The following is a 21,130-nucleotide window of genomic DNA, read 5'->3' as shown; positions in this document are numbered from 1 at the left end:
CAACTTGCGACGCGTCTTGGGTGTGTCAAACTGCGTATATGACAACGCTCTGTAGTCCTAACCCTCTGGATCGCCGCGCAACCGGTTGTGACCTCGTCGTCAGTGGATGATGGCAGGCGCTCTGCGCCCTTTGCCATCTGCCCAGACAACGGACAATTCGGACACTCTCATGACATCTCAAACCTTACGCCTAGCCATTGATATCGGCGGCACCTTTACCGATACGGTACTCGTCTCGGACGATGAGACCATTTTGGCTTCGACCAAGACGCTCACGACGCACAAAAATCCCGCAGATGGCGCGATGGAGGGCGCAAGACGTGTCATGGCGGAGTCCGGCCGGTCGTTGAATGAGGTGACAGGTTTCATCCACGGAACGACACTGGCGACCAATGCATTGATCGAACGTCGAGGCGCCGTTGTGGCGACCGTGACGACCGAAGGTTTTCGCGACATTCTGGAAATCGCGTATGAGCGGCGATATGCGCAATATGACATCAACCTGGAAAAGCCGGACCTGCTGGTCCAACGCGAACGGGCGCTGACCATTCGCGAACGGATGGATGCCGGAGGGGATGTGCTGATCCCGCTGGACACTGGTTCGATAGACGCGCTGTTGGCCGAGCTGGATGCCACCGGCGCGGAAGCGGTCGCAATCTGTTTGATGCATGCCTACGCCAACCCGTCGCACGAACGCAGGTTGCGCGAAATTCTCGCGGAAAAACGCCCCAGCCTGACAGTTTCAATTTCCTCTGATGTCAGCCCCGAGGCGCGCGAGTTCGACCGGCTTTGTACCACGGTCGCCAATGCCTACATCCAGCCGCTAATGGAAAGCTATCTGGCGCGCTTTGCCTCACGGTTCCAGACAGAAGGCGTGACCTGTCCGATCCTGATGATGACGGCCAGTGGCGGAATGTGCACCGTTCAGACGGCCTCACGATTTCCGATCCGGCTGGTCGAAAGCGGGCCGGCGGGCGGAGCAATTTTGGCCGCACGGATCGCAGCGCGGGCCGGGATTGAAGAGGTTCTATCTTTCGACATGGGCGGGACGACTGCGAAGCTCTGCCTGATTGACAATGCGCGGCCTCAAACCTCGCGCCAATTCGAAATCGCGCGGGCCGCGCGGTTCATCAAGGGGTCGGGCATGCCTGTACGTATCCCTGTGGTCGAAATGATCGAGATCGGCGCAGGCGGCGGCTCAATCGCCGGGGTCGACCGTCTGGGACGGTTGACTGTGGGTCCAAAATCGGCCGGATCAGAACCCGGTCCGGCGGCCTTTGGGCGGGGCGGTACCGAGCCAACCGTGACTGACAGCGACATCACTCTGGGCTATATCGTGCCGGACACATTTGCCGAAGGGTTTATCAAGATCGACCCCGAAGCATCTGAAGCTGCGCTGAACCGGGTCATCGCCGCGTGTCTGAACACGAACGGCACAACGGCCGCCGACGGCGTCAGTCGCATCGTCGATGAAAGTATGGCCAGCGCGGGCCGGATGCATGCAGTGGAATCAGGCAAGGACCTTGGTTCCCGTACGATGATCGCCTTTGGCGGCAACGGCCCCCTGCACGCAAGCCGTGTGGCCCGATCCGCCGGGGTCCGTCGCGTTGTGATCCCGCCCAATCCGGGCGTCGGATCCGCGGTCGGTTTTCTGTTTGCTCCGGTCGGTTTTGAGATCGTCAGATCACGCTACTCTCTACTTGAATCCCTGGATCTGGAACGGGTCAACACCCTGTTCTCCGACATGATCGACGGGGCAAGCCGCGTGGTTGCCCAAGGCGCCGGTGACGCACCCACTCAAACACAACGCATGGCCTTCATGCGCTACAACGGTCAGGGCCACGAGATCGAGATTGCCCTGCCCGATCGCGACCTAACATTCGAAGACATAAAACCGCTGACCGATGCTTTCGAGGCGGAATACCGTAAACAATTCTCGCGTCCCGTGCCCGGAATGCAAATCGAGATCCTGAACTGGGCTGTCCGCGTCGCAACCCCAGATGCGGATGTTCCAGATTTGCCGGAAACGCCAGTTCTGACAACTATCACATCGGCCCAAACCCGCCCCATCACCTGCGATGTAGATGGTCAGATAAAGCAGGCTGGTTTTGTGCCACGTGACAGCCTGAACCCCGGCGACCGGGTTTGCGGCCCGGCGCTGATCACGGAACCGCAGACGACGACCTTGGTCTCTGCTGATTTCTCGGCGCATGTGGATGCCATTGGAAACCTCATCCTTATCCAAGATCAGAAAGGAGGTGTATGATGCCTACCGATCTTTCCCCCGCTCGCCTGCAAGTCATGTGGAACCGCCTGCTTGCGGTGGTTGAAGAACAAGGTCAGACCCTGATCCGGGCCGCATTCTCACCCATTGTACGCGAATGCGGCGACATTTCTGCCGGGATTTTTGACGCCGAGGGTCGGATGCTGGCACAGGCGGTCACCGGAACGCCCGGGCACATCAACACGATGGCCGAAGCCGTAATGCATCTTCGCGGTCATTTCCCTGTTCAGGACATGAGGCCCGGTGATATCTACATGACCAATGACCCGTGGCTGGCTTCGGGACACCTCAACGACTTTCTGCTGATGATGCCTGCCTTCAAAAACGGCAAAGTTGTCGGCTTTACTTCATGCACTTCGCATCTTGTGGATCTGGGCGGCCTTGGAATGGGCCCCGAAGGGTCAGATATCTATGATGAGGGCCTGCTGATCCCACCCTGCAAGCTGGTCGAACAAGGCGTCCCGAACGCTTTGCTTTTGGACATTGTCCGCGCCAACAGCCGCGAGCCTATTGCTAATGAGGGCGACATATATGCACTGGTCGCTTGCTGTGAAGCGGGCGTGAACCGCCTGCTCGATATGATGGATGAGTTCGGAATCGACGATCTGGATCAACTGGGCAGCTACATCATCGACACCTCGCGCCGAGGCACGCTTGAAGCCATCGCTGAAGTGCCCGCAGGCACCTATAGAAACTTTCTGAGGATGGACGGTTATGAAAAAGAACTGGAGCTGCACGCGACCTTGACGGTCAGCAAAACGGGCATGCATGTGGATTTCACCGGAACTTCGGGCTGTTCGGGCAAGGGTATCAATGTGCCGCTGAACTATGCGACCGCCTATACCGTCTTCGCCCTACGCTGCATCGTCGGGTCTGACATCCCCAACAACGCCGGATCACTGGAACCGTTTACAGTGGACGGGCCAAAAGGCTGCATCCTCAATGCACAACGCCCCGCCCCGGTAGCAATGCGGCACACGCTAGGACAGGTAACACCGGACCTGGTGCTAGGATGCCTGCATCAGGTCCTGCCAGATCAGGTCCCCGCCGAGGGCGCATCCTGCATGTTCGATCTGCCGATGCGGCACGCACCCGAAGTGGCGCGTGATGGAGGTCGGGAATTCGCGGTTGAACCTGTACATAATGGCGGCACCGGTGCCCGGCCACACGCGGATGGCTTGTCTGCCACAGCCTACCCGTCGGGTGTGTTCGGATCTCAGGTCGAGATCACGGAAAGCGTGGCCCCGGTCACAATCTGGAAACGCGAACTACGCCAGGATTCAGGAGGTGCAGGCAAGTATCGCGGCGGTCTCGGCCAACGGATCGAGATGACCTCGGCCAATGGCGCACCCTTCCTCGTTTTCCTGTCGGTTGAGCGCCTCAAATTCCCCGCCCTCGGACGCATGGGTGGAAAACCCGGCGCACCCGGTCGTATTCGCTTCCGCGATAGCGAAAATGATATCCCGGGCAAAGGAGAACTGCGCGTTGAAGCTGACGACTACCTGATCTTTGAGACACCCGGAGGCGGTGGTTTTGGTGACCCAGCCGAGCGAGACCCGCAGGCAGTCTCCCTAGACCTCAAGCGCGGTCTGATCAGCGCAGAAGGCGCAAAGTCCTATGGGAGCAAATCATGATCCGCCCGGTTCCCCACATAAGTGCAATGGCGGCCTATGCGCTGGCCGATCTCGGCGGCCAAAACACCATCTCGTTGGCCCAGAACGAAAGCGCCTTTCCCGCAAGCCCCGCTGCCATCAAGGCGGGTCGTGACGCAATGGCCGATCTGCAATTGTATCCTGATCCGGAATGGTTGGAACTGCGCACAGCAATTGCAGATGTGCATGGACTCGATCCGGCACGGGTGCTGTGCGGAGCAGGCTCGATGGAGCTGATCGGCTGTTTGATCCGCGCCTATGCCGGGCGCGGTGATCGGGTCCTTGGCACGGATTACGGATATGCGTTTGTCGCCTCAGCAGCCGCTCAGGTTCAGGCCGATTACGTCAAGGCGCGTGAAGTGGATCTGACCGTATCCGTCGACGATATCATCGCCGCGGTCACACATGAAACGCGGATCATCTTTGTCTGCAACCCTGGCAACCCGACCGGCACCCTAATCCCCAATTCCGAGATCCTTCGTCTGCGCGGGGAACTGCCCGCGGATGTTCTACTCGTCGTCGATCAGGCTTATGCAGAATTTTCCGATCACAAACATGATCCGGCCGATATCTTCGCGCTGAGCGATCGAGGGGACACCGTGATCATGCGCACCTTTTCCAAGGCCTATGGCCTGGCGGGAGCGCGTGCAGGATGGGGGTACTTCCCGCCCGAGATTGCGGCTGAACTGCGCAAATTGCTTAATCCAAACAATATTTCCATCGCTTCACAGGCGGCGGCAGTTGCAGCGATCCGCGATCAGGCGCATATGCAAAATGTGGTTGCCCGCACGACTGAAATCCGTGAACGATTTGCCGTGGAATGTCGTGCGTTGGGCCTAATCATTCCTCAAAGCCACACAAACTTTGTGCTATTGCGCTTTGCCTCAACGCAGGATGCGCAACGGGCAGACGCGGCGCTGCGGGCGGACGACCTACTAATGCGCGGCATGGGAGGATACGGCTTAACCCACTGCTTGCGCGCCACAATCTGCGAGACGCCGATCATGGATCGGTCCCTGACCGCCCTGAAGGGAGCATTGAAGTGACCGAAACACGAACCGCAGCCAAAATCGGTGTTCTGGTACCTTTCACCAACACCAACCTCGAACCGGATATGGAGTTGTTGAGGCCGCCCAACACCACAGTCCATTTTCAACGTATGGGCGGGTATGACGTGGATGAAATCCCCGGCTCGGATCAGATGGCGGGGTTGGGTGCATCGGATATCACTCACGACCTGCGGATGATCTCGGGCATACGCCCCGATGTGGTATTGTATGGCTGCACCTCGGCGACGCTGACCCACGGACCGTCCTTTGATGCAGAGCTGGCCCAGCAGATCAAGGCGGGCTCGGGTGCAGTTTCGCTGACCGCTGCAGGGGCGTTGATCGCTGGGATCAAAGCAGTCGGCGCAACAAAGGTCGGTTTTTCATCGCCCTATTTGGGCGAGATCAATGAACAGGCGATGGACTTCATGCTCCGCAATGGCATTAAGACTGTCAAATGTGTCGATGTCGGCCGCGAACTTGGCAACTATGGGCAAGGTGAACTGACCCCGGGCGAGGTGTTCGACTTGGCGTGCAGAGCTGATCACCCGGACGCGCAGGCAATCGTCCTAAGCTGCACAGACATGCGCTCGGTCGAGGCGATTGAACGGATTGAGGCTGCGCTGAACAAACCCGTCATTACCTCCAATCAAGCGATGGTCTATGGATTGCTGAAAGCGCTGAATCTACCGCGTCACGAAACGTTACTTGGGCGTCTGTTCGACACTCTTTGATCAACAGCGAAGGCAAGTGGCACTTCTACGCCCCGATTACATAAGCTGCAGTTCTTCGGCGACTGTCAGGAGTTGGTATGACGCTGCCAACCAAGCAAGCTGAAACAGGCAAACAAAATGGCGGCGACACAGACAATCGAGGGCCCGGCCGGCGTGTCGAAGACATAAGCCGCCCTCAACCCAGCCACAGCAGACGTCGCCCCAATTGCCGCTGCAATCAGGGCCATCGTTTCCGGTGACCGCGCCAGATTGCGCGCCGCAGCGGCTGGTATGATGAGCATCGCCGCTATCAACAGAACACCCACAACTTTGATGGCGACTGCCACCGTGATGGCCAGTGCAAGCGTCAAAACCAGTTGTTCGCGCTTGGGGTCGAACCCGCTGGCATAGGCCAGTTCCTCGTTCAACGTCGCCGTCAACAGCTGGGACCAACGCCAGGCAATCAAAATTACGACCAGTGCAGCGCCGCCCCAGATGACGGCCAGATCCGAACGGGAAACGGCCAGAATGTCGCCAAACAGATAGGCCATCAAATCAATCCGGACACCGGAGAGGAATGAAACCGCCACAAGACCAAATGCCAAAGCGGAATGTGCCATGACACCCAGCAACGTATCCATTGCGTACCCACGACCTGCCAACAGCGTCACGGTCAGCGCCATCAACAAGGCGACGGCCAGCGCACCTGTAAAAACCGACATCTGAAACGTTAGCGACAAGGCCACGCCAAGAATGGCTGCGTGCGCTGTGGCATCGCCGAAATAGGCCATACGGCGCCACACCACAAAACACCCCAACGGCGCCGCAGCAAAGGCCACGCCCACTCCGGCCAGTGTGGCCCGGGTCATGAAATCATCAAGCATTATTCTGCGGCTTCCTGTGAGTCTTTTCCATGATTATGATGATGATCGTGGTTGTGATCATGATCATGGCGGTAAAGGGCAAGCGCTCCACCTGTTCCGGTTCCGAACAACGCGCGGTATTCGGGGGCCGAGGCCACAACCGCAGGTGAGCCCTCGCAGCAGACATGGCCGTTCAGGCAGATCACCCGGTCCGAGGCGCTCATCACCACGTGGAGCTCGTGGCTTATCATGATGATAGCGCACCCTGTTTCCTGACGCACGTCTTCGATCTGGCGATAAAACGCAGCCGAACCAGGCTGGTCCAACCCTTGCGTGGCCTCATCCAGCAACAGGATTTCGGGTCGGTTGATCAAGGCCCGCGCCAGCAGCACGCGCTGGAATTGTCCGCCCGAAAGCTGTGACATCTGGCGCTTGAGCAGATCGGGCACACCGGCCGTTTCCAGCGCAGTCGCGCAATCCTTCTTTGACGCGCGATGGGTCAGCCGCATAAACCGTTCGACGGTGATCGGCAGGGTCGGATCGATATGCAGCTTTTGCGGGACGTAGCCAATTCTCAGCCCCAGCTTTCGCTTTACCTGCCCGGCAGACGGTTTGATTGCACCGATTATGGCGCGCAGCAGGCTTGTCTTACCCGAACCGTTAGGGCCGACGATGGTCACAATTTCACCAGGTTCGACCCCCATGTTGATGTGCCGTAACACGGTATTGGCCCCATAGCTAACGCTGAGGTCTTCTACGGTAATCAGGTTCATTTCTACGCCTTTTCGGTGCAGTCGGGGCAAACGCCTTCGGCTTCTACAACGGTCCGCTCGATCTCGAAACCCACTGCCCGCGCGGCTGCGCCCAGCTCTCCCTTCGCGGGTGTTGAATGTGTTTCGGCCACAGCATCACATTTCCTGCAAATCATGAAGGCCGGAGAATGCGTTGCCCCGGGATGTGCGCAGGCGACAAATGCGTTCAACCGTTCGATTTTGTGGACAAACCCGTTCTCGACAAGAAAATCGAGGGCGCGGTAAGCCACTGGTGGCTGCGATCCGAAGCCTTCGTCGCGCAATCGATCAAGAATTGTATAAGCACCCAAGGCCCGATGTTCCTGCAGCAGCATCTCCAAAACCTTGCGCCGCACGGGAGTCAGCCGCAGACCTTCTTCTTTGCACCGGGTCTCGGCAACGGTCAGGCTACTTTCGACGCAGTGCGCGTGGTCGTGCTTTTGGAATCCGACAAGGGCGGAGTCTTCAGCAGGTGCAGGTCTCATCTCACTTGTCATGTTATTCCATATCATATATGCCACTCGCAACGTTATAAAATCACATAGAGGGTTTGATGTCCAGAAAGCTTCTTCCTGTTTCGGTCACGGCTGCGTTGATGGGGGGCACAGCGATGGCCGATGTCCCAAATGTTGCCGTTGATATTGCTCCGGTGCACTCATTGGTGGCGCGCGTGATGGAAGGTGTTGGCGCACCGAACCTGATCGTACAAGTCGGCGCGTCCCCGCATGAATACAACCTCCGCCCTTCCGAGGCGGCTGCCCTGCAGAATGCGGATTTGGTATTCTGGATGGGCGAGGACCTGACCCCATGGATGGAAGGCGCAGTCGAGAACCTGACCAACGGAGCGACAGTCACCCCCCTGCTCGAAACGGATGGCACCGTCCTACTGGATTTCCGCGAGAACGCGCTGTTTGAAGCGCATGATCATGGCGATGAAGATCACGCTGAAGAGGAGGACCATGACGATCATGGTCACGAGGATCATGCCGACGACAAAGACCATGACGATCATGACCACGAAGAGCATGCCGCGGATGAAGACCACGATCACGAGGATCATGCTGAACACGACGACCACCATGACCACGCGCATGGCGATCATGATCCGCATGCCTGGCTTTCGCCCAAAAACGCCGACACTTGGCTGAACGTGATTGCCGCGCAGCTTTCCGCAGCGGACCCGGACAATGCGGGTGCATATTTCGCAAACGCGGCGGCTGCCCGCGAAGAGATGGCATCCCTCTCCGCTGAAGTGAGTGCAACTCTGGAACCTGTACGCGGCAGTAACTTCATCGTTTTCCACGATGCTTATCAGTATTTCGAGAACGCCTTCGACTTCCCCGCGTCGGGTGCGATTTCGCTTAGTGACGCGTCAGATCCAAGCCCGGCGCGGATTTCTGAGATTCAGGGGCGCATTCGCGAAGAAGGGATCAATTGTGTTCTGTCAGAGCCGCAATTCAACCCAGGCATCGTCGCCACTGTCTTGGACGGAACCGAAGCGAATACCGGTGTGATAGATCCACTAGGTTCTGATCTTGAACCCGGGGCTAAGCTGTACCCGCAAATGATCCGGAACATCGCAAAAACATTGGCGGAATGCCTATGACCTGACAGGGCAGCCCGTTTTGGCATGGAAATCCAGAGCGGGCTGAACATCGCCGGGGGCACAAAGGTTTCTCGGAAACTTGGTTTTTTCGTTTCGGTGCTCGCGGCATTCGCCCTTTTGGAAACTCAGCCAGATTTCTTCTAGAATTACCAACAGAACGACGCAGTCAGAGGCTGTAGCGGTGTCGGGATCAACGATCCGGACACTAGTTACGGGTCAGGCATGCGCAATCCCGGCTCACGACGCGCGCCCGTAAAACCCGATGCGTTCTTCGTGTGTGAACTGAACGTTTGGCCGATCATAAAAGGAAAACACGGCAATCATACGGTCGCGGTCGCCTTGAACAGGCGAGACGCGGTGCGCCGTGTTTTTGCCTTTGAAGATGTTCAAAGTCCCCGGCTGCAGTTTCATGAGCGTGGGCTTGCGCCGGCCTTCCAGCAATTCAGCCACCCCATCGTAATTCGGGTTGTCATCACTACGCAGGTCTTTTTCGTACTCAAATTCACCCCCCGCAGACGGCGCCTGCAACAGCAGCGTTGTGGTGAATTCGGACCTGTCGAAATGCCAGTTCAGGGCCTGCCCGGCTGAGTAAGCCATGACGTTCACGCGGGCCAGCGGATCATCCATCACAAAAAGCTTTGGCTTTTCCATGACCGCAGCCAGAAACTGCGCAAATGGCGGCCAATCGTAGAGGCGGATCACAATGGCCTGCCCCAACTGATCGGCACAAATCGTTCTGTTAGACGTCTCAAATTGGGTCAGGGCCGGATGGTCGCTGCCGAGGCCCTCGATAGACGTCCTGAAATAGATGTTGTGCCGCCGCGCGTGGACAAAAGCCTCTTCGGCAAAAAACGGTTGCAGCTCAGACACCGCCGATTCCAGCGAACTGTCGCGAACAAAGCCAGGCAGGTTAAATAATCCATTCTCAGAAAGATCGGCTTTGCAGCGTTCGATCAGGCTGTGCCAGGCCATGCTGCCCGGCTGGTCCAATGGATACAAATCCAAGTTTAAGACTTCACGCACCTTCGACCCTCCTTTCCTGTTATCCTGAGCAGGGCTTGAAACAGGGCTTTATCAATGGATAGCCTTTTTGGGGAGCATAAGAATTTCAAAAGCACTGACCGAAAAACGGATTGCCCGGCGGAAAGCGCCTATTCCTGAGGGCGCTTGTTCAGTAGAAATGACGGCGATGGATTAAAAGTCGGAGACCCTCATCAGGATGAGCATGTCGCCGATCCCTTTGCGGCAGGATTACCGGATAGCTTACGCAAAAAGACGTAGATCTCCTCCAGATGTAAAAAAGTCGTAGCTGCGCTGCAAAGTTAAGGCACCACTGAATTCAGCAGTGGGGATCAATCTGGCACACTCGCCCGGCGACGTGAGGTAACCGCCCTGATTTGTTGACGCAGGCTATTTGCCCGCATACGAACTTGCCCACATGCAGGAAACCCACAGCCGACGCGGCACAAATTCCGCCGGACATCCAAGGAATAACGCCATGAGCGAACATATCATCGTCAGCACTCAGGATCGCGTCACCACAGTCACGATTTCTCGCACAGACAAGAAAAACGCGATCACTTTTGCCATGTATACCGCGATAGCTGAAGCCATCGAAGAATACGGTCAAACCGATCAAGCCCGGGCGCTGGTCATCACTGGTGAAGGCGATATGTTCACGGCCGGGAATGACCTGCAGGACTTTATGACAGGCGGTCTTCCGGCGGGTGACGCTGAAAATCCGATTATTCGGTTCCTGAATGCGATCCGGGATTGTCCGAAACCCCTGATCGCCGCAGTCAACGGTTCTGCAATTGGTGTTGGCCTGACCATGCTGCTGCACTGCGATCTGGTCTATTCCGCGAACAGCGCTACATTCAGCGCTCCATTTGTCCAACTGGGTCTGGTGCCCGAGGCCGGTTCTTCGATGTTGCTGCCTGCGTCTCTCGGTATGGCTGTCGCCAATGACGTCTTGCTGGCCGGGCGGGTTCTGACGGCATCCGAGGCCCTGAACCACGGGTTGGTCGCGCGCGTCTTTGCCGACGGTGAGTTGATGAACGAAGTCCAGGAGATCGCAAAAGCCATTGCAGCCTCATCCCCGGTAGCGCTCAAACAGTCAAAGACCCTGATCCGCAATCAGCGTGACGAAGTGGCCGGACACATGGCCGCGGAAATCAAGATTTTTGCCGCGCAGCTACAATCCCCGGATTTCGCCGAAAGCGTTGCGGCCAAACTGCAAAAACGCGCACCGAATTACGGCTGACCCGCGCCTTTGAGGGACTACGGCTTTCCTCGCCTCGAAGGCAGCCCCAGTTATTTCGGAAACGAAAGCTGAGGCACAAAACGCCACTGACGCAAACCCAAGCTGAAACCAACCTTCCGTAATTGGCCTACGTCGCCAATAACGAAAGGATATCAACTTAATTTCATTACCGGGCTGGTCAATTCCGCCCGGCAATGGAATCAGTGCGCATCAACAAATTTTGATTCGCCCTGACACGCTTTAACAAGCCGAAATAGGGCGTGCCCTGTGGCTGTTGGATGGCGTTTCACCCGATAGCCGCGTGAAGTCAGAGGAAAAGCATGGGCCTAACCTGCTATGACGTGATGGTGCCGCCTGAGGTACAAAAGACCATTCTGCCGGATGAAAGCATCGCCACGGCTTTCAACATCATCAGGGGCAGCCGGGCACGGTTTCTGCCTGTCGTGGCTGAAGACGGGACTTATGTTGGCGTCTTTACCGCCCCGACGCTGCTGAAACTGATTCTGCCGAAGGCGGCTACAATCGGTCTAAATGATGATGCGTCGCGCGTCGCGATCGACTCGCTCAGCTTCATGAATCTGACGCGGGATGATTTCGAACAACAGATGGAGCGGCTGAAGACCGAAAAGGTTCGCGACAACATGTCGAGGCCCTCGAACATCCCTGTCGCTGCACCTGATACGCCGGTGATGGAAGGCATCTTCCTGATCTACAAATTCAAACGGCACGTGATCCTTGTTGAGCCCGAAACCAACCGTTTCGTTGGCACCGTAAGCGCCAACTCGCTTTTGGATCGCGCACTCAGCTAACCCTATACAAACCGGACTAAAACCTTGGCTACGCATTCGACGTCACACGGAGAGGCCGCTCTCTCTGTTCCACAACTATTGGGCATTGATCCGCTTTGGATCGCGACCGGAATTCTGATTTTGGTGTATGCGGTCCTGATCACCGAAAAGGTTAACCGCGCCATTCTGACGATGCTGGGCGCGTCCCTGATGGTCCTGTTTGGCATCATCAATCAGGAACAGGCCGTGGCGGGTGTGGACGCCAACACTCTGGCACTGCTTATCGGCATGATGGTCATCGTGGGGATCACCAGCAAATGCGGATTGTTCCAATACGTAGCGATCAAGGCCGCAAAAACGGTGAAAGCCAATCCAACCGGCATCCTGATCATGCTGACGCTGATTACGGCGGTGTTCTCGGCCCTGCTGGACAACGTGACGACCGTTTTGCTGATCGCCCCGATTACGCTGCTGATCACTGAAGCCCTGGAAACGCGTGTGTTCCCGTTCTTTGTTGCCGAGATTCTAGCCTCGAACGTGGGGGGAACAGCGACGCTGATCGGTGACCCGCCCAACATCATCATTGGCTCGGCCGCAGGGTTGAGCTTCAACGATTTCGTGGTGAACCTGGCGCCTATCTCGGCCATATGTCTGGTTGTCCTGACCGGCATTATTTACCTTATGAACCGCAAGGAACTGGCCCGCATTCCGAAATCGGCCAGCGATCGGATTATGGGGTTCAACGAATCCGAAGCGGTTACTGATGTTGTCTTGATGATCAAGTCTCTGGCCGTATTGGCTCTGGTTTTGCTGGGGTTCACGCTGGGGCACAGCTACGGCATTCAGCCCGGTACGTCAGCGTTGGCCGGTGCTGGCCTGTTGATGCTGCTGGCCTATGGCCACCAAAGCGGTGAAGAACAATCCGAGTCGGTTCACCACATTTTTGGTGAAGTTGAATGGGTCACAATCTTTTTCTTCGGTGGGCTGTTCGTCATTGTTGCCGGTGTTGAACATGTTGGCCTCTTGGCATTCTTTGGTGAGAAAGTGCTGGAGCTGACCCAAGGCGACATGATGTGGACCGCGTTCTTCATCTTTTGGGCCTCCGGCATTTTGTCCGCAATCCTCGACAACATTCCTTTCGTGGCAACGATGATCCCTCTGATCGAGTCCACCGCAGACACGTTCGGCGGCAAGGACGCGATTGAACCCCTTTGGTGGTCGCTGGCGCTTGGGGCCTGTCTGGGCGGCAACGGTACACTGTTGGGGGCAAGCGCCAACCTTACGGTGGCTGCTTTTGCGGAAAAGGCCAAGCAGCCCATCGGCTTCATCGCCTTCGCCAAAATTGCATTCCCGATCATGATCCTGACCCTGATGATCGCGAACGTCTATATTTGGCTGCGTTACTTCTGACCTATGGCCCTTTGAACCAAACGTATTACAGGTTCAAAGGGCGTCCGACTCCGGACAGGTTTACTTGCCCGCATGCGACACGCACCGCGCTGAGGCACCGAATTTGGTTGTCTTTCTAGCCAATCCCCCCTAGTGACGGCCTCACCTCGGGGAGCACGGCCTGCCGCGCTGAGATGCTTATCAAGCGAACCCGTAGAACCTGAACCGGCTAGAACCGGCGGAGGGAAGGGTTTCGGTTTCATCCATCCTTGCCCTCTCGCCGCAATGGAGGATGACATGAAACATCTGCTAATTGCTGCGGGACTTCTGAGTGCAACTTCGGCTATCGCCGCCGACAAGCCTCAGCTAACCGTTTACACCTATGACAGCTTTGTATCCGATTGGGGCCCCGGCCCGCAGGTCAAAGAAGCCTTTGAGGCAACCTGCGACTGCGAGCTGAACCTCGTGGGCGTCGAAGATGGTGCCGCACTTTTGTCGCGTGTCCGGCTTGAGGGTGAAAACTCTGACGCCGACGTCGTGCTTGGTCTGGATACCAACCTGATTGCAGCGGCCCGGGAAACCGGCCTGTTTGCGCCCAATTCCGTTTCTGCCGACTTCGCGCTGCCGATCGAATGGACCGATGACACGTTCACCCCGTATGATTGGGGCTACTTCGCCTTTGTTCACAAAGCGGATGCGACCGCGCCTGCGAACTTCCGGGAGCTGGCGGATAGCGACACCAAGATCATCATCCAGGACCCTCGCTCGTCCACGCCCGGTCTGGGTCTGCTGATGTGGGTCAAAGCGGCTTATGGTGACGAAGCACCCGAAATCTGGGCTGGTCTATCCGACAACATCGTGACTGTCACCAAAGGTTGGTCCGAGGCATACGGTCTGTTCCTTGAGGGCGAGTCGGACATGGTTCTCAGCTACACGACATCTCCGGCCTATCACCTGATTGCCGAGGACGATGGCAGCAAGGCTGCGTCTGCTTTTGACGAGGGCAACTATCTGCAGGTCGAGGTCGCCGCAAAACTGGCCGCGACGGATCAGGCCGAACTGGCGGATCAGTTTTTGCAGTTCATGGTCTCGGACGCGTTCCAGCAGATCATTCCAACAACCAACTGGATGTACCCGGCCGTAACGCCGGCAGAAGGTTTGCCGAAAGGGTTCGACACCCTGACAGTGCCGGCAAAGTCGCTGCTGTTCTCCCCCGATGAAGCCGCCGCCGTGCGGGATCAGGCCCTGGCAGAATGGCAGAACGCGCTCAGCCAGTAAGCCCATGGCCCGGTATCGGTGCAGCGGCCCTGGTCGCCGCGCTGATCCTGGGCACTCTTGCGGCGGTTGCACTGCGTGCTGAAACCAGCGGCGGGTTCAGTCCCGCCGACTGGGCTGCGCTGCGCTTCACGCTGACCCAGGCCACGCTGTCCGCATTGTTCAGCGTGGTGTTGGCCGTGCCGGTTGCGCGGGCTTTGGCACGTCGGAGGTTCCCCGGCCGACGGGCTTTAATTGCGCTTTTGGGCGCGCCCTTCATCCTGCCGGTCATCGTTGCCATTCTGGGTCTGCTGCAAGTCTTTGGCCGGTCGGGATGGATGTCGGACTTCCTTGGCGTTTTCGGCCTGCCGCCCATACGCGTCTACGGCTTGCATGGGGTCGTACTGGCGCATGTGTTTTTTAACCTGCCCCTGGCCACGCGCCTTGTGTTGCAAGCCTGGCAGGAAATTCCTGCCGAACGGTTTCGCTTGGCTGCACAACTGGGCTGCAATGGCAGGGCCATGTTTCGACTGATCGAGATGCCCATGCTCAAACGGACCCTGCCCGGGGTTCTGGCGGTAATCTTCGCCATCTGCCTGACCAGCTTCGCCGTCGCCCTGACCTTGGGCGGAGGGCCACGGGCTACAACAATCGAACTGGCAATCTATCAGGCTTTTACCTACGATTTCGACTTGGGTCGCGCCGCCCTGTTATCCGCCCTGCAACTTGCCCTGACAGCTGTGACCGCTTTGGTGGCGCTGAAGTTTTCGCGCGGGGACGGTTTTGGAACAGGTCTCGACCGCGCCTTGCGCCGCTGGGACGGGGGTGCGCCGACGATAGATGTATTCTGGATCGTCGCAGCGGCCGTCTTTTTGCTGCTTCCTTTGGCATCGGTCGTAATTTCGGGAGCTGCCGGGTTGTTTGACATGCCCGCAATCGTTTTTCGGGCTGCGCTGATCTCGGTCCTTGTTGCCGCTGCAAGCACCGCAGTCCTGCTTTTGCTTGCTTTGCCTATGGCCACCGCCGTCGCGAGCGGCCGGTACGGGCTTGTGGAACTCAGTGGCATTTTGGGTTTGGCCGCATCACCACTGGTGATCGGTACGGGCCTGTTCATCTTAATCCGGCCTTTGGCAAACCCGACGACATTGGCTCTGCCTGTCACTGCTTTGGTAAATGCTGCGATGGCCCTGCCCTTTGCTTTACGCATTCTGGTCCCCGCCGCGCGCGACATAACCGCCAGGCACGGACGTCTCGCGCTTTCATTGGATATGACAAAATGGACGTTTTTCACGCGCGTCTTGCTACCGCGCATGCGTCCGCAGATTGGGTTCGCCGCTGGTCTTGGGGCGGCTCTGTCAATGGGTGATCTGGGTGTGATCGCTCTGTTCGCCGATCCGCAGATCGCGACCCTGCCCTTGCAAATCTACCGCTTGATGGGTGCCTATCAGATGCAGGCTGCTGCCGGCGGGGCATTACTGCTGTTGCTGCTGTCCATGGGCGCATTCTGGTTATTGGACCGAGGAGGGCGCTGGCATGCTGAAGCTTGACGACTGCGTGATTGAAAACGGGAATTTCACCCTAAACGCCGATATTCAGATAGAGGTTGGCAACAGCATTGCCATTGTCGGCCCGTCCGGGGCGGGCAAGTCCACATTGCTGGAGACTATCGCTGGATTTCGGGATCTGAAAAAGGGTCAGATTTTTTGGAGTGGACAACAGATTTCTAACTTGCATCCCGGCAAGCGCCCTATGGCGATGCTGTTTCAAGACGGAAACCTGTTTCCGCACCTGACGGCTGAACAAAACATCGCCCTGGGCCTGCGCCCAAACGGTCGGTTGTCCGCAGACGAGGATGCTCAAGTTCAGTCCGCTCTGGGCCGGGTTTCTTTGCATGGTATGGGCGCGCGCAAACCCTCGGAACTGTCCGGAGGACAGCAAAGCCGGGTTGCCCTGGCCCGCGTACTTGTGCAGCGGCGCGAACTGTTGCTTTTGGACGAACCGTTTGCAGCCCTTGGACCAGCCTTGAAAGCCGAAATGCTGGATTTGGTGGCCGATCTGGTGGCCGAAACCCAAACGACCCTGTTGATGGTCAGCCACGATCCGCAGGATGCACGCCGTATTGCCGACCAAACCGTACTTGTTGCAGACGAAACGGTGCATGCCCCCGTTCAGACAGCGGAACTCTTTGACAACCCGCCGCCAAGCCTGCGTGCCTATCTTGGCTAGCGGTGATCCCGCCTCAGAAGTCAACGAGACGTTGTAACGGGTCGCCAAGCTAAATATCGTTCAAAGATGGTCAACGAAGACAAGCATACGCAGCACACTGGCGTGATCGACAAAAGCGCCCGGTCGCAAAGCAACCGCCAGACAAGGTTGAAAATCCGAATTTCCACTCTGCTGGCGCTGACCATTGGCGGACTGGTGGCATTATCGGCCGGCGCGGTTCTGTTGGTTTCGACTTATGCCAATTTTCAGAACACGACGGAACTGTTGAATACGTCTGCCGCGATGATCGTCGAATCCATCGAAGACGATATCTTCAGCCTGACGACACCGATCGAGGAACTGGCACAATCCCTACAAGAAGACGCAAGCACGGGTGAAGTCGATCTGCACGACACCGATTTTCTGAGAGCCTACTTCAAAGGCGTGGTGGCTTCGGTCCCGTATCTGACAGATCTTGCCATCGTGTATCCTGACGGCAGTCTGTTCATTTCAACACATATCACCGATGTTGAGGGGCCACGTTTAATAACGTCATACGAGCCTCCGGCTGCAGGCACGCTTCAGTATCTTAAAGATGTTAAAGGCTATGATGGTTTGTTCTGGAACGAACCCTTCTTTGACCAGGGCCGGACACATATCTCAGCGACTGTACCTGCCTATAAAGACGGTATTTTCCTCGGGGCCGTGCTCGTTTCTTCTACCGTTCACCATTTCTCGGGCCTGGTCGACGAGTTAAGCGGGAAATACGGGGCAACCGGTTTTGTTCTGTACGGTGACAACCGCGTTCTGGCCCATCCCAAATTGCTGAACCTGTCTGCAAACACGTTAAGCTCAAACGCCCCCTTGCATTCGGTCGCAGCACTTGATGACGCGGTCATCTCACAAATGCTGATGCAGCCACCCGAGTTTCAGGGCAACGATGGAACATTTGTCGGATATGTGGTCGAGGCGCTGGACGGAGAACACCTGGTTTTGACAAGCATCGTCAGCGGCTTCGGATCTGAGCCGTGGGTGATCGGGCAGTATTCTCCACTGAGCGATTGGAGCAACCAGTGGTCCCGGCTGAGTGATGCCGCCCTGGTCAGTCTTGGTTTACTGATCGCTTCGGTCATTGCGGCGCTTGTGTTGGCCAGACGATTGGCGGCACCCATTCACAGGTCAACCGAAGAAGCCATCAAAATCAGCGAACTGAATCTGAACCAAATCGACCACCTGCCCCCCTCTCGGGTCTCAGAACTGAACCTTCAGGCTGTGGCCTTCAACAAGATGCTCGACGGGCTGCGCTGGTTTCAAACTTATTTGCCCCGAACCCTTGTACGGCAAATGCTAAAGACCGGAGACCCTAACCTTGTGTTGCCGCGCGAAGTCGAACTTACCGTCATGTTCGCCGACATCGTGGGGTTCACACCCGCATCCGAGGCCATGACGCCACAAGCCACGGCAGCAATGCTGAACCGGCATTTCGAAATCCTGAACCGCTGTATAGAAGCCGAGGGCGGAACGCTCGACAAATACATCGGCGACGCGGCGATGGCGTTCTGGGGCGCGCCCCAGGACCAGACGGACCACGCCGAACGCGCCTGCCGGGCTGCAATGGCAATCAAGCGATCACTAGCTGAGGCTGGCGTCGAGTACGGCGTCAAAATCGCGGTGCACACCGGACCGCTGATTGTCGGCAATATCGGGGCCGTCGACAGGATGAATTACACGGTGATCGGCGACACAGTGAACACCTGTGCCCGGATCGAGACCCTGGTAGGCGAGCTGCCAAGTGACGAGCAAACCACGATTTTGATCAGCGATGCCACAGCCCGACTGATCAGCCCGGCTTTTCATCTGATCGACTGTGGCGAATTCACTGTCAAAGGACGTTCAAGGAAAGTAAATGTCTACCGCCTTTGCGATGCAGATAAGACCCTTGACCCCTCAGCATAACCTGCCAGAAATTCCAGAGGCCGAAAAATGGTCACTCCGTGCGCCGCAGTTGTTTTGGTGTTTTGCCGTATTCGGCCTTGAATGTCTGGGCAAGCGTAGAGGTTGACGCAAAACCGCAGGCTATGGCGATGTCAATAATCGGCATTTGCGAGTTCGAGACCAGGGTAAACGCTTTTTTCAACCTGATCTTTCTATAAAATTTTCCGGGCGATGTGCTCAGGTGCAGCATGAACTGACGCTCTAACTGCCGGGTAGATACGCCCACGCGGCGGGCAAGGCTGGCCGTTGGCAACGGGTGTTCGGTGTTTTCTTCCATGATGCGGATCGCGTTTTGCAGCCGCTTTTCCAGGAAATTCGGGTTCGCGCTCAGACCTTTGGGTTGCTCTTGCGCGTGGCCCCGAACGTCGTTCAGCATCAATTGACAGGCCAGTTCCGCCCTGTCTTGAGGCTCAAGAACCTCGGCCAGAATGCCGATGATCGCCTCGGCGGTATGACCGTGCCCGGCGCAAGTCAGCACTGTTCCATTTCGGGCAACAAGACATTCAGAAAGCATGGGGTAATCCCCTATCTCACGCAGCAACCCAATGTCGCGCCAATGTGCCGTGACCGGCCCGGATTGTTGCACTGTCGCCTTGATGTATTCGCGTGCCGCGTCCGAAAACAAGGCAACCGGTCGTTTGTGTTTTTGCATTGCCCGGACGCGTCGCAGCCATGTGCTGACATCTCCCAACTGACCGCCCACAACACACAGGCAATCGCTCAGATACTGGTCAGAGATGGCAGGCGTTGCCCGCACAATCAGGTCTGAACTGCTGGACACCAGACCGGGCGTGTCCGACGAAATCTGCCACCGAAAAAGATCGCGGTTGAGAACATCATTTGCCGTCTGCAAAACTGCAATGATGGATGACAGCTCAAGATACGCAAACTCGGCCTGCACGAAGATCTCGAATGTTATTCGCTGTTCAGTCTTTGATCTGTCTGTAGGTGCTAACATTCGATGAGTTCTTGTTGTTCTTTGCCAGCACGTTAGCCCTTTTTTGCAAGACCCGGTCAGTCTTTGGGGCAGCTGTAAATAACTGGCGAGGGCTTAGTTTGAACCGATCATCAGATTGAAAGCAAGGTGCAAGTCCGCGCGCAAATCCAAGGTGCCGGTCGCGGAGATAATATGTAGACCACGAGACGTTAAGACCCAATCGCGGGACCCAAAAGACCCCGCGCCAAGGAATGCTTGTAATACAGATGCTTATGCCGCAGAAATCTGACTAGCCTTTTCGACCAGTACTTCGGCCTGACGGATCGAGGCATAGTCGATCAGGCGACCATCCAGAGACACAGCGCCTTTGCCAGCCGATTCAGCCTCGGACATGGCAACGAGTATGCGCTGTGCTTTGGTGACTTCGGCATCTGATGGCGACATGACCTCATTGGCCAGGACAATCTGGCTGGGGTGGATAGCCCATTTTCCTTCACATCCCAGTACGGCCGCGCGTTTCGCTGCCGCGCGATACCCGTCTGGATCCTGAAAGTCACCGAAGGGCCCGTCGATCGGGCGCAGGCCGTTGGCTCGGGCGGCGACAACCATGCGGGCTAGCGCATAGTGCCACATATCGCCCCAATGCGTCATGCGTCCGCCATCTGCATCCGCATCGGTCAGAACGGAATAGTCGGGGTTTACACCGCCGATGATGGTGGTCCGGGCACGGGTTGAAGCCGCATAATCGGCGACCCCGAAATGCAGGCTTTCGTTGCGTTTGGATGCGGCCGCAATCTCGCTGACGTTCTGCATGCCAAGCGCGGTTTCGATGATGTGTTCGAATCCGATCCGTTTCTTGTAACCTTTGGCGTCCTCGATCTGCGTCACCAGCATGTCGACTGCATATACGTCAGCTGCGGTTCCAACCTTGGGGACCATGATCAGGTCCAGGCGATCACCGGCCTGTTCGACCACATCCACCACATCGCGGTACATGTAGTGCGTGTCCAGCCCGTTGATCCGCACCGACATGGTCTTGTTGCCCCAGTCGATATCGTTCAGCGCTTCGATGATGTTCTTGCGCGCCTGTTCCTTTTCGTCCGGTGCAACAGCGTCTTCCAGATCAAGGAAGATAACGTCCACATCCGATTTCGCTGCCTTTTCGAACATTCCGGGCTGGCTGCCCGGAACGGCCAGCTCGCTGCGGTTCAGGCGTGCGGGGGCTTGGTCGATGTTGTGAAAGCTCATGGTTTTGGGATCCTTCGTCTTACAGGTTTGGATAGATCGGGAATTTAGCGCAAAGCTCTGCAACCTCGGCTTTGACCTTGGCTTCAACCGCGCCAT

At 57.1% G+C, this 21,130-nt stretch carries 18 protein-coding genes and 1 riboswitch; of the genes, 12 read left to right on the top strand and 6 right to left on the bottom strand.

Annotated features, from left to right (window positions below):
- Window positions 1-169: 169 nt before the first annotated feature.
- Genes AC2FID_RS07590 through AC2FID_RS07575 form a run of 4 tightly spaced genes read left to right on the top strand, consistent with a single transcriptional unit; the run spans window position 170 to window position 5,716 of the window.
- Complete coding sequence (locus tag AC2FID_RS07590) at window positions 170-2,266, top strand: hydantoinase/oxoprolinase family protein (protein ID WP_496836158.1); 2,097 nt, start codon at window positions 170-172, stop codon at window positions 2,264-2,266.
- A complete protein-coding gene (locus AC2FID_RS07585) occupies window positions 2,266-3,918 on the top strand; it encodes a hydantoinase B/oxoprolinase family protein (RefSeq protein WP_496836156.1) in 1,653 nt (550 codons plus the stop codon). The genes AC2FID_RS07590 and AC2FID_RS07585 overlap by 1 nt, the downstream gene beginning before the upstream one ends.
- The gene (locus AC2FID_RS07580) at window positions 3,915-4,982 is read left to right on the top strand and encodes a pyridoxal phosphate-dependent aminotransferase (protein ID WP_496836155.1); all 1,068 of its coding nucleotides are present in this window, start codon (window positions 3,915-3,917) and stop codon (window positions 4,980-4,982) included. Before AC2FID_RS07585 ends, AC2FID_RS07580 begins: the two co-directional genes overlap by 4 nt.
- Window positions 4,979-5,716, top strand: a complete 738-nt coding sequence (locus AC2FID_RS07575) for a maleate cis-trans isomerase family protein (protein WP_496836153.1) — start codon at window positions 4,979-4,981, stop codon at window positions 5,714-5,716. The genes AC2FID_RS07580 and AC2FID_RS07575 overlap by 4 nt, the downstream gene beginning before the upstream one ends.
- Window positions 5,717-5,781: 65 nt before the next feature.
- Here AC2FID_RS07575 and AC2FID_RS07570 read toward each other — a convergent pair whose 3' ends face one another.
- Genes AC2FID_RS07570 through AC2FID_RS07560 form a run of 3 tightly spaced genes read right to left on the bottom strand, consistent with a single transcriptional unit; the run spans window position 5,782 to window position 7,846 of the window.
- On the bottom strand, window positions 5,782-6,579 hold the full coding sequence (locus tag AC2FID_RS07570) for an iron chelate uptake ABC transporter family permease subunit (protein ID WP_282119277.1): 798 nt from the start codon (window positions 6,577-6,579) through the stop codon (window positions 5,782-5,784).
- Window positions 6,579-7,331, bottom strand: coding sequence for a metal ABC transporter ATP-binding protein (locus AC2FID_RS07565; protein ID WP_496836152.1), 753 nt, complete (start codon window positions 7,329-7,331; stop codon window positions 6,579-6,581). Before AC2FID_RS07565 ends, AC2FID_RS07570 begins: the two co-directional genes overlap by 1 nt.
- A 2-nt stretch (window positions 7,332-7,333) precedes the next feature.
- Window positions 7,334-7,846 carry a Fur family transcriptional regulator gene (locus tag AC2FID_RS07560; RefSeq protein ID WP_108859557.1) on the bottom strand — a complete coding sequence of 171 codons (513 nt, stop codon included), beginning with the start codon at window positions 7,844-7,846 and terminating at the stop codon, window positions 7,334-7,336.
- Window positions 7,847-7,902: 56 nt separating this feature from the next.
- On the opposite strand from AC2FID_RS07560, the gene AC2FID_RS07555 reads away from it, so the two are divergent.
- Window positions 7,903-8,955 carry a zinc ABC transporter substrate-binding protein gene (locus tag AC2FID_RS07555; RefSeq protein ID WP_496755706.1) on the top strand — a complete coding sequence of 351 codons (1,053 nt, stop codon included), beginning with the start codon at window positions 7,903-7,905 and terminating at the stop codon, window positions 8,953-8,955.
- A gap of 237 nt (window positions 8,956-9,192) precedes the next feature.
- Here AC2FID_RS07555 and AC2FID_RS07550 read toward each other — a convergent pair whose 3' ends face one another.
- Window positions 9,193-9,978 (bottom strand): HalD/BesD family halogenase, encoded by a 786-nt coding sequence (locus tag AC2FID_RS07550; protein ID WP_496755705.1) that lies wholly within the window; start codon window positions 9,976-9,978, stop codon window positions 9,193-9,195.
- Window positions 9,979-10,453: 475 nt separating this feature from the next.
- On the opposite strand from AC2FID_RS07550, the gene AC2FID_RS07545 reads away from it, so the two are divergent.
- From AC2FID_RS07545 to AC2FID_RS07515, 7 genes are all read left to right on the top strand, one after another.
- Entirely contained in the window at window positions 10,454-11,218 is a 765-nt protein-coding gene (locus AC2FID_RS07545) for an enoyl-CoA hydratase (RefSeq protein ID WP_282169643.1), read from the top strand.
- A 320-nt stretch (window positions 11,219-11,538) separates the two neighbouring features.
- On the top strand, window positions 11,539-12,027 hold the full coding sequence (locus tag AC2FID_RS07540) for a CBS domain-containing protein (RefSeq protein WP_058272048.1): 489 nt from the start codon (window positions 11,539-11,541) through the stop codon (window positions 12,025-12,027).
- A gap of 24 nt (window positions 12,028-12,051) precedes the next feature.
- Complete coding sequence (locus AC2FID_RS07535) at window positions 12,052-13,416, top strand: ArsB/NhaD family transporter (RefSeq protein WP_282119271.1); 1,365 nt, start codon at window positions 12,052-12,054, stop codon at window positions 13,414-13,416.
- 137 nt (window positions 13,417-13,553) lie between these two features.
- Window positions 13,554-13,659: riboswitch (TPP riboswitch) on the top strand.
- A gap of 33 nt (window positions 13,660-13,692) precedes the next feature.
- Entirely contained in the window at window positions 13,693-14,673 is a 981-nt protein-coding gene (thiB, locus tag AC2FID_RS07530; protein ID WP_496836148.1) for a thiamine ABC transporter substrate binding subunit, read from the top strand.
- The gene (locus AC2FID_RS07525) at window positions 14,649-16,196 is read left to right on the top strand and encodes a thiamine/thiamine pyrophosphate ABC transporter permease ThiP (protein ID WP_496836146.1); all 1,548 of its coding nucleotides are present in this window, start codon (window positions 14,649-14,651) and stop codon (window positions 16,194-16,196) included. Before thiB ends, AC2FID_RS07525 begins: the two co-directional genes overlap by 25 nt.
- Window positions 16,183-16,875, top strand: a complete 693-nt coding sequence (locus AC2FID_RS07520; protein WP_058272051.1) for a thiamine ABC transporter ATP-binding protein — start codon at window positions 16,183-16,185, stop codon at window positions 16,873-16,875. The genes AC2FID_RS07525 and AC2FID_RS07520 overlap by 14 nt, the downstream gene beginning before the upstream one ends.
- Before the next feature lie 66 nt (window positions 16,876-16,941).
- Complete coding sequence (locus AC2FID_RS07515) at window positions 16,942-18,810, top strand: adenylate/guanylate cyclase domain-containing protein (RefSeq protein ID WP_496836144.1); 1,869 nt, start codon at window positions 16,942-16,944, stop codon at window positions 18,808-18,810.
- Between the two features lie 31 nt (window positions 18,811-18,841).
- Here the strand turns inward: AC2FID_RS07515 and AC2FID_RS07510 are convergent, their stop codons facing one another.
- Both AC2FID_RS07510 and AC2FID_RS07505 read right to left on the bottom strand, forming a co-directional pair.
- Window positions 18,842-19,807 (bottom strand): GlxA family transcriptional regulator, encoded by a 966-nt coding sequence (locus AC2FID_RS07510; RefSeq protein ID WP_496755701.1) that lies wholly within the window; start codon window positions 19,805-19,807, stop codon window positions 18,842-18,844.
- 249 nt (window positions 19,808-20,056) lie between these two features.
- Window positions 20,057-21,034, bottom strand: coding sequence for an HpcH/HpaI aldolase/citrate lyase family protein (locus AC2FID_RS07505; protein WP_496836142.1), 978 nt, complete (start codon window positions 21,032-21,034; stop codon window positions 20,057-20,059).
- Between the last annotated feature and the right edge of the window lie 96 nt (window positions 21,035-21,130).

The organism is Ruegeria sp. CDSC068, from assembly GCF_059610545.1.
The sequence above is the reverse complement of the archived record's forward strand: the minus strand, read 5'-3'. Positions and strand labels throughout refer to the sequence as shown.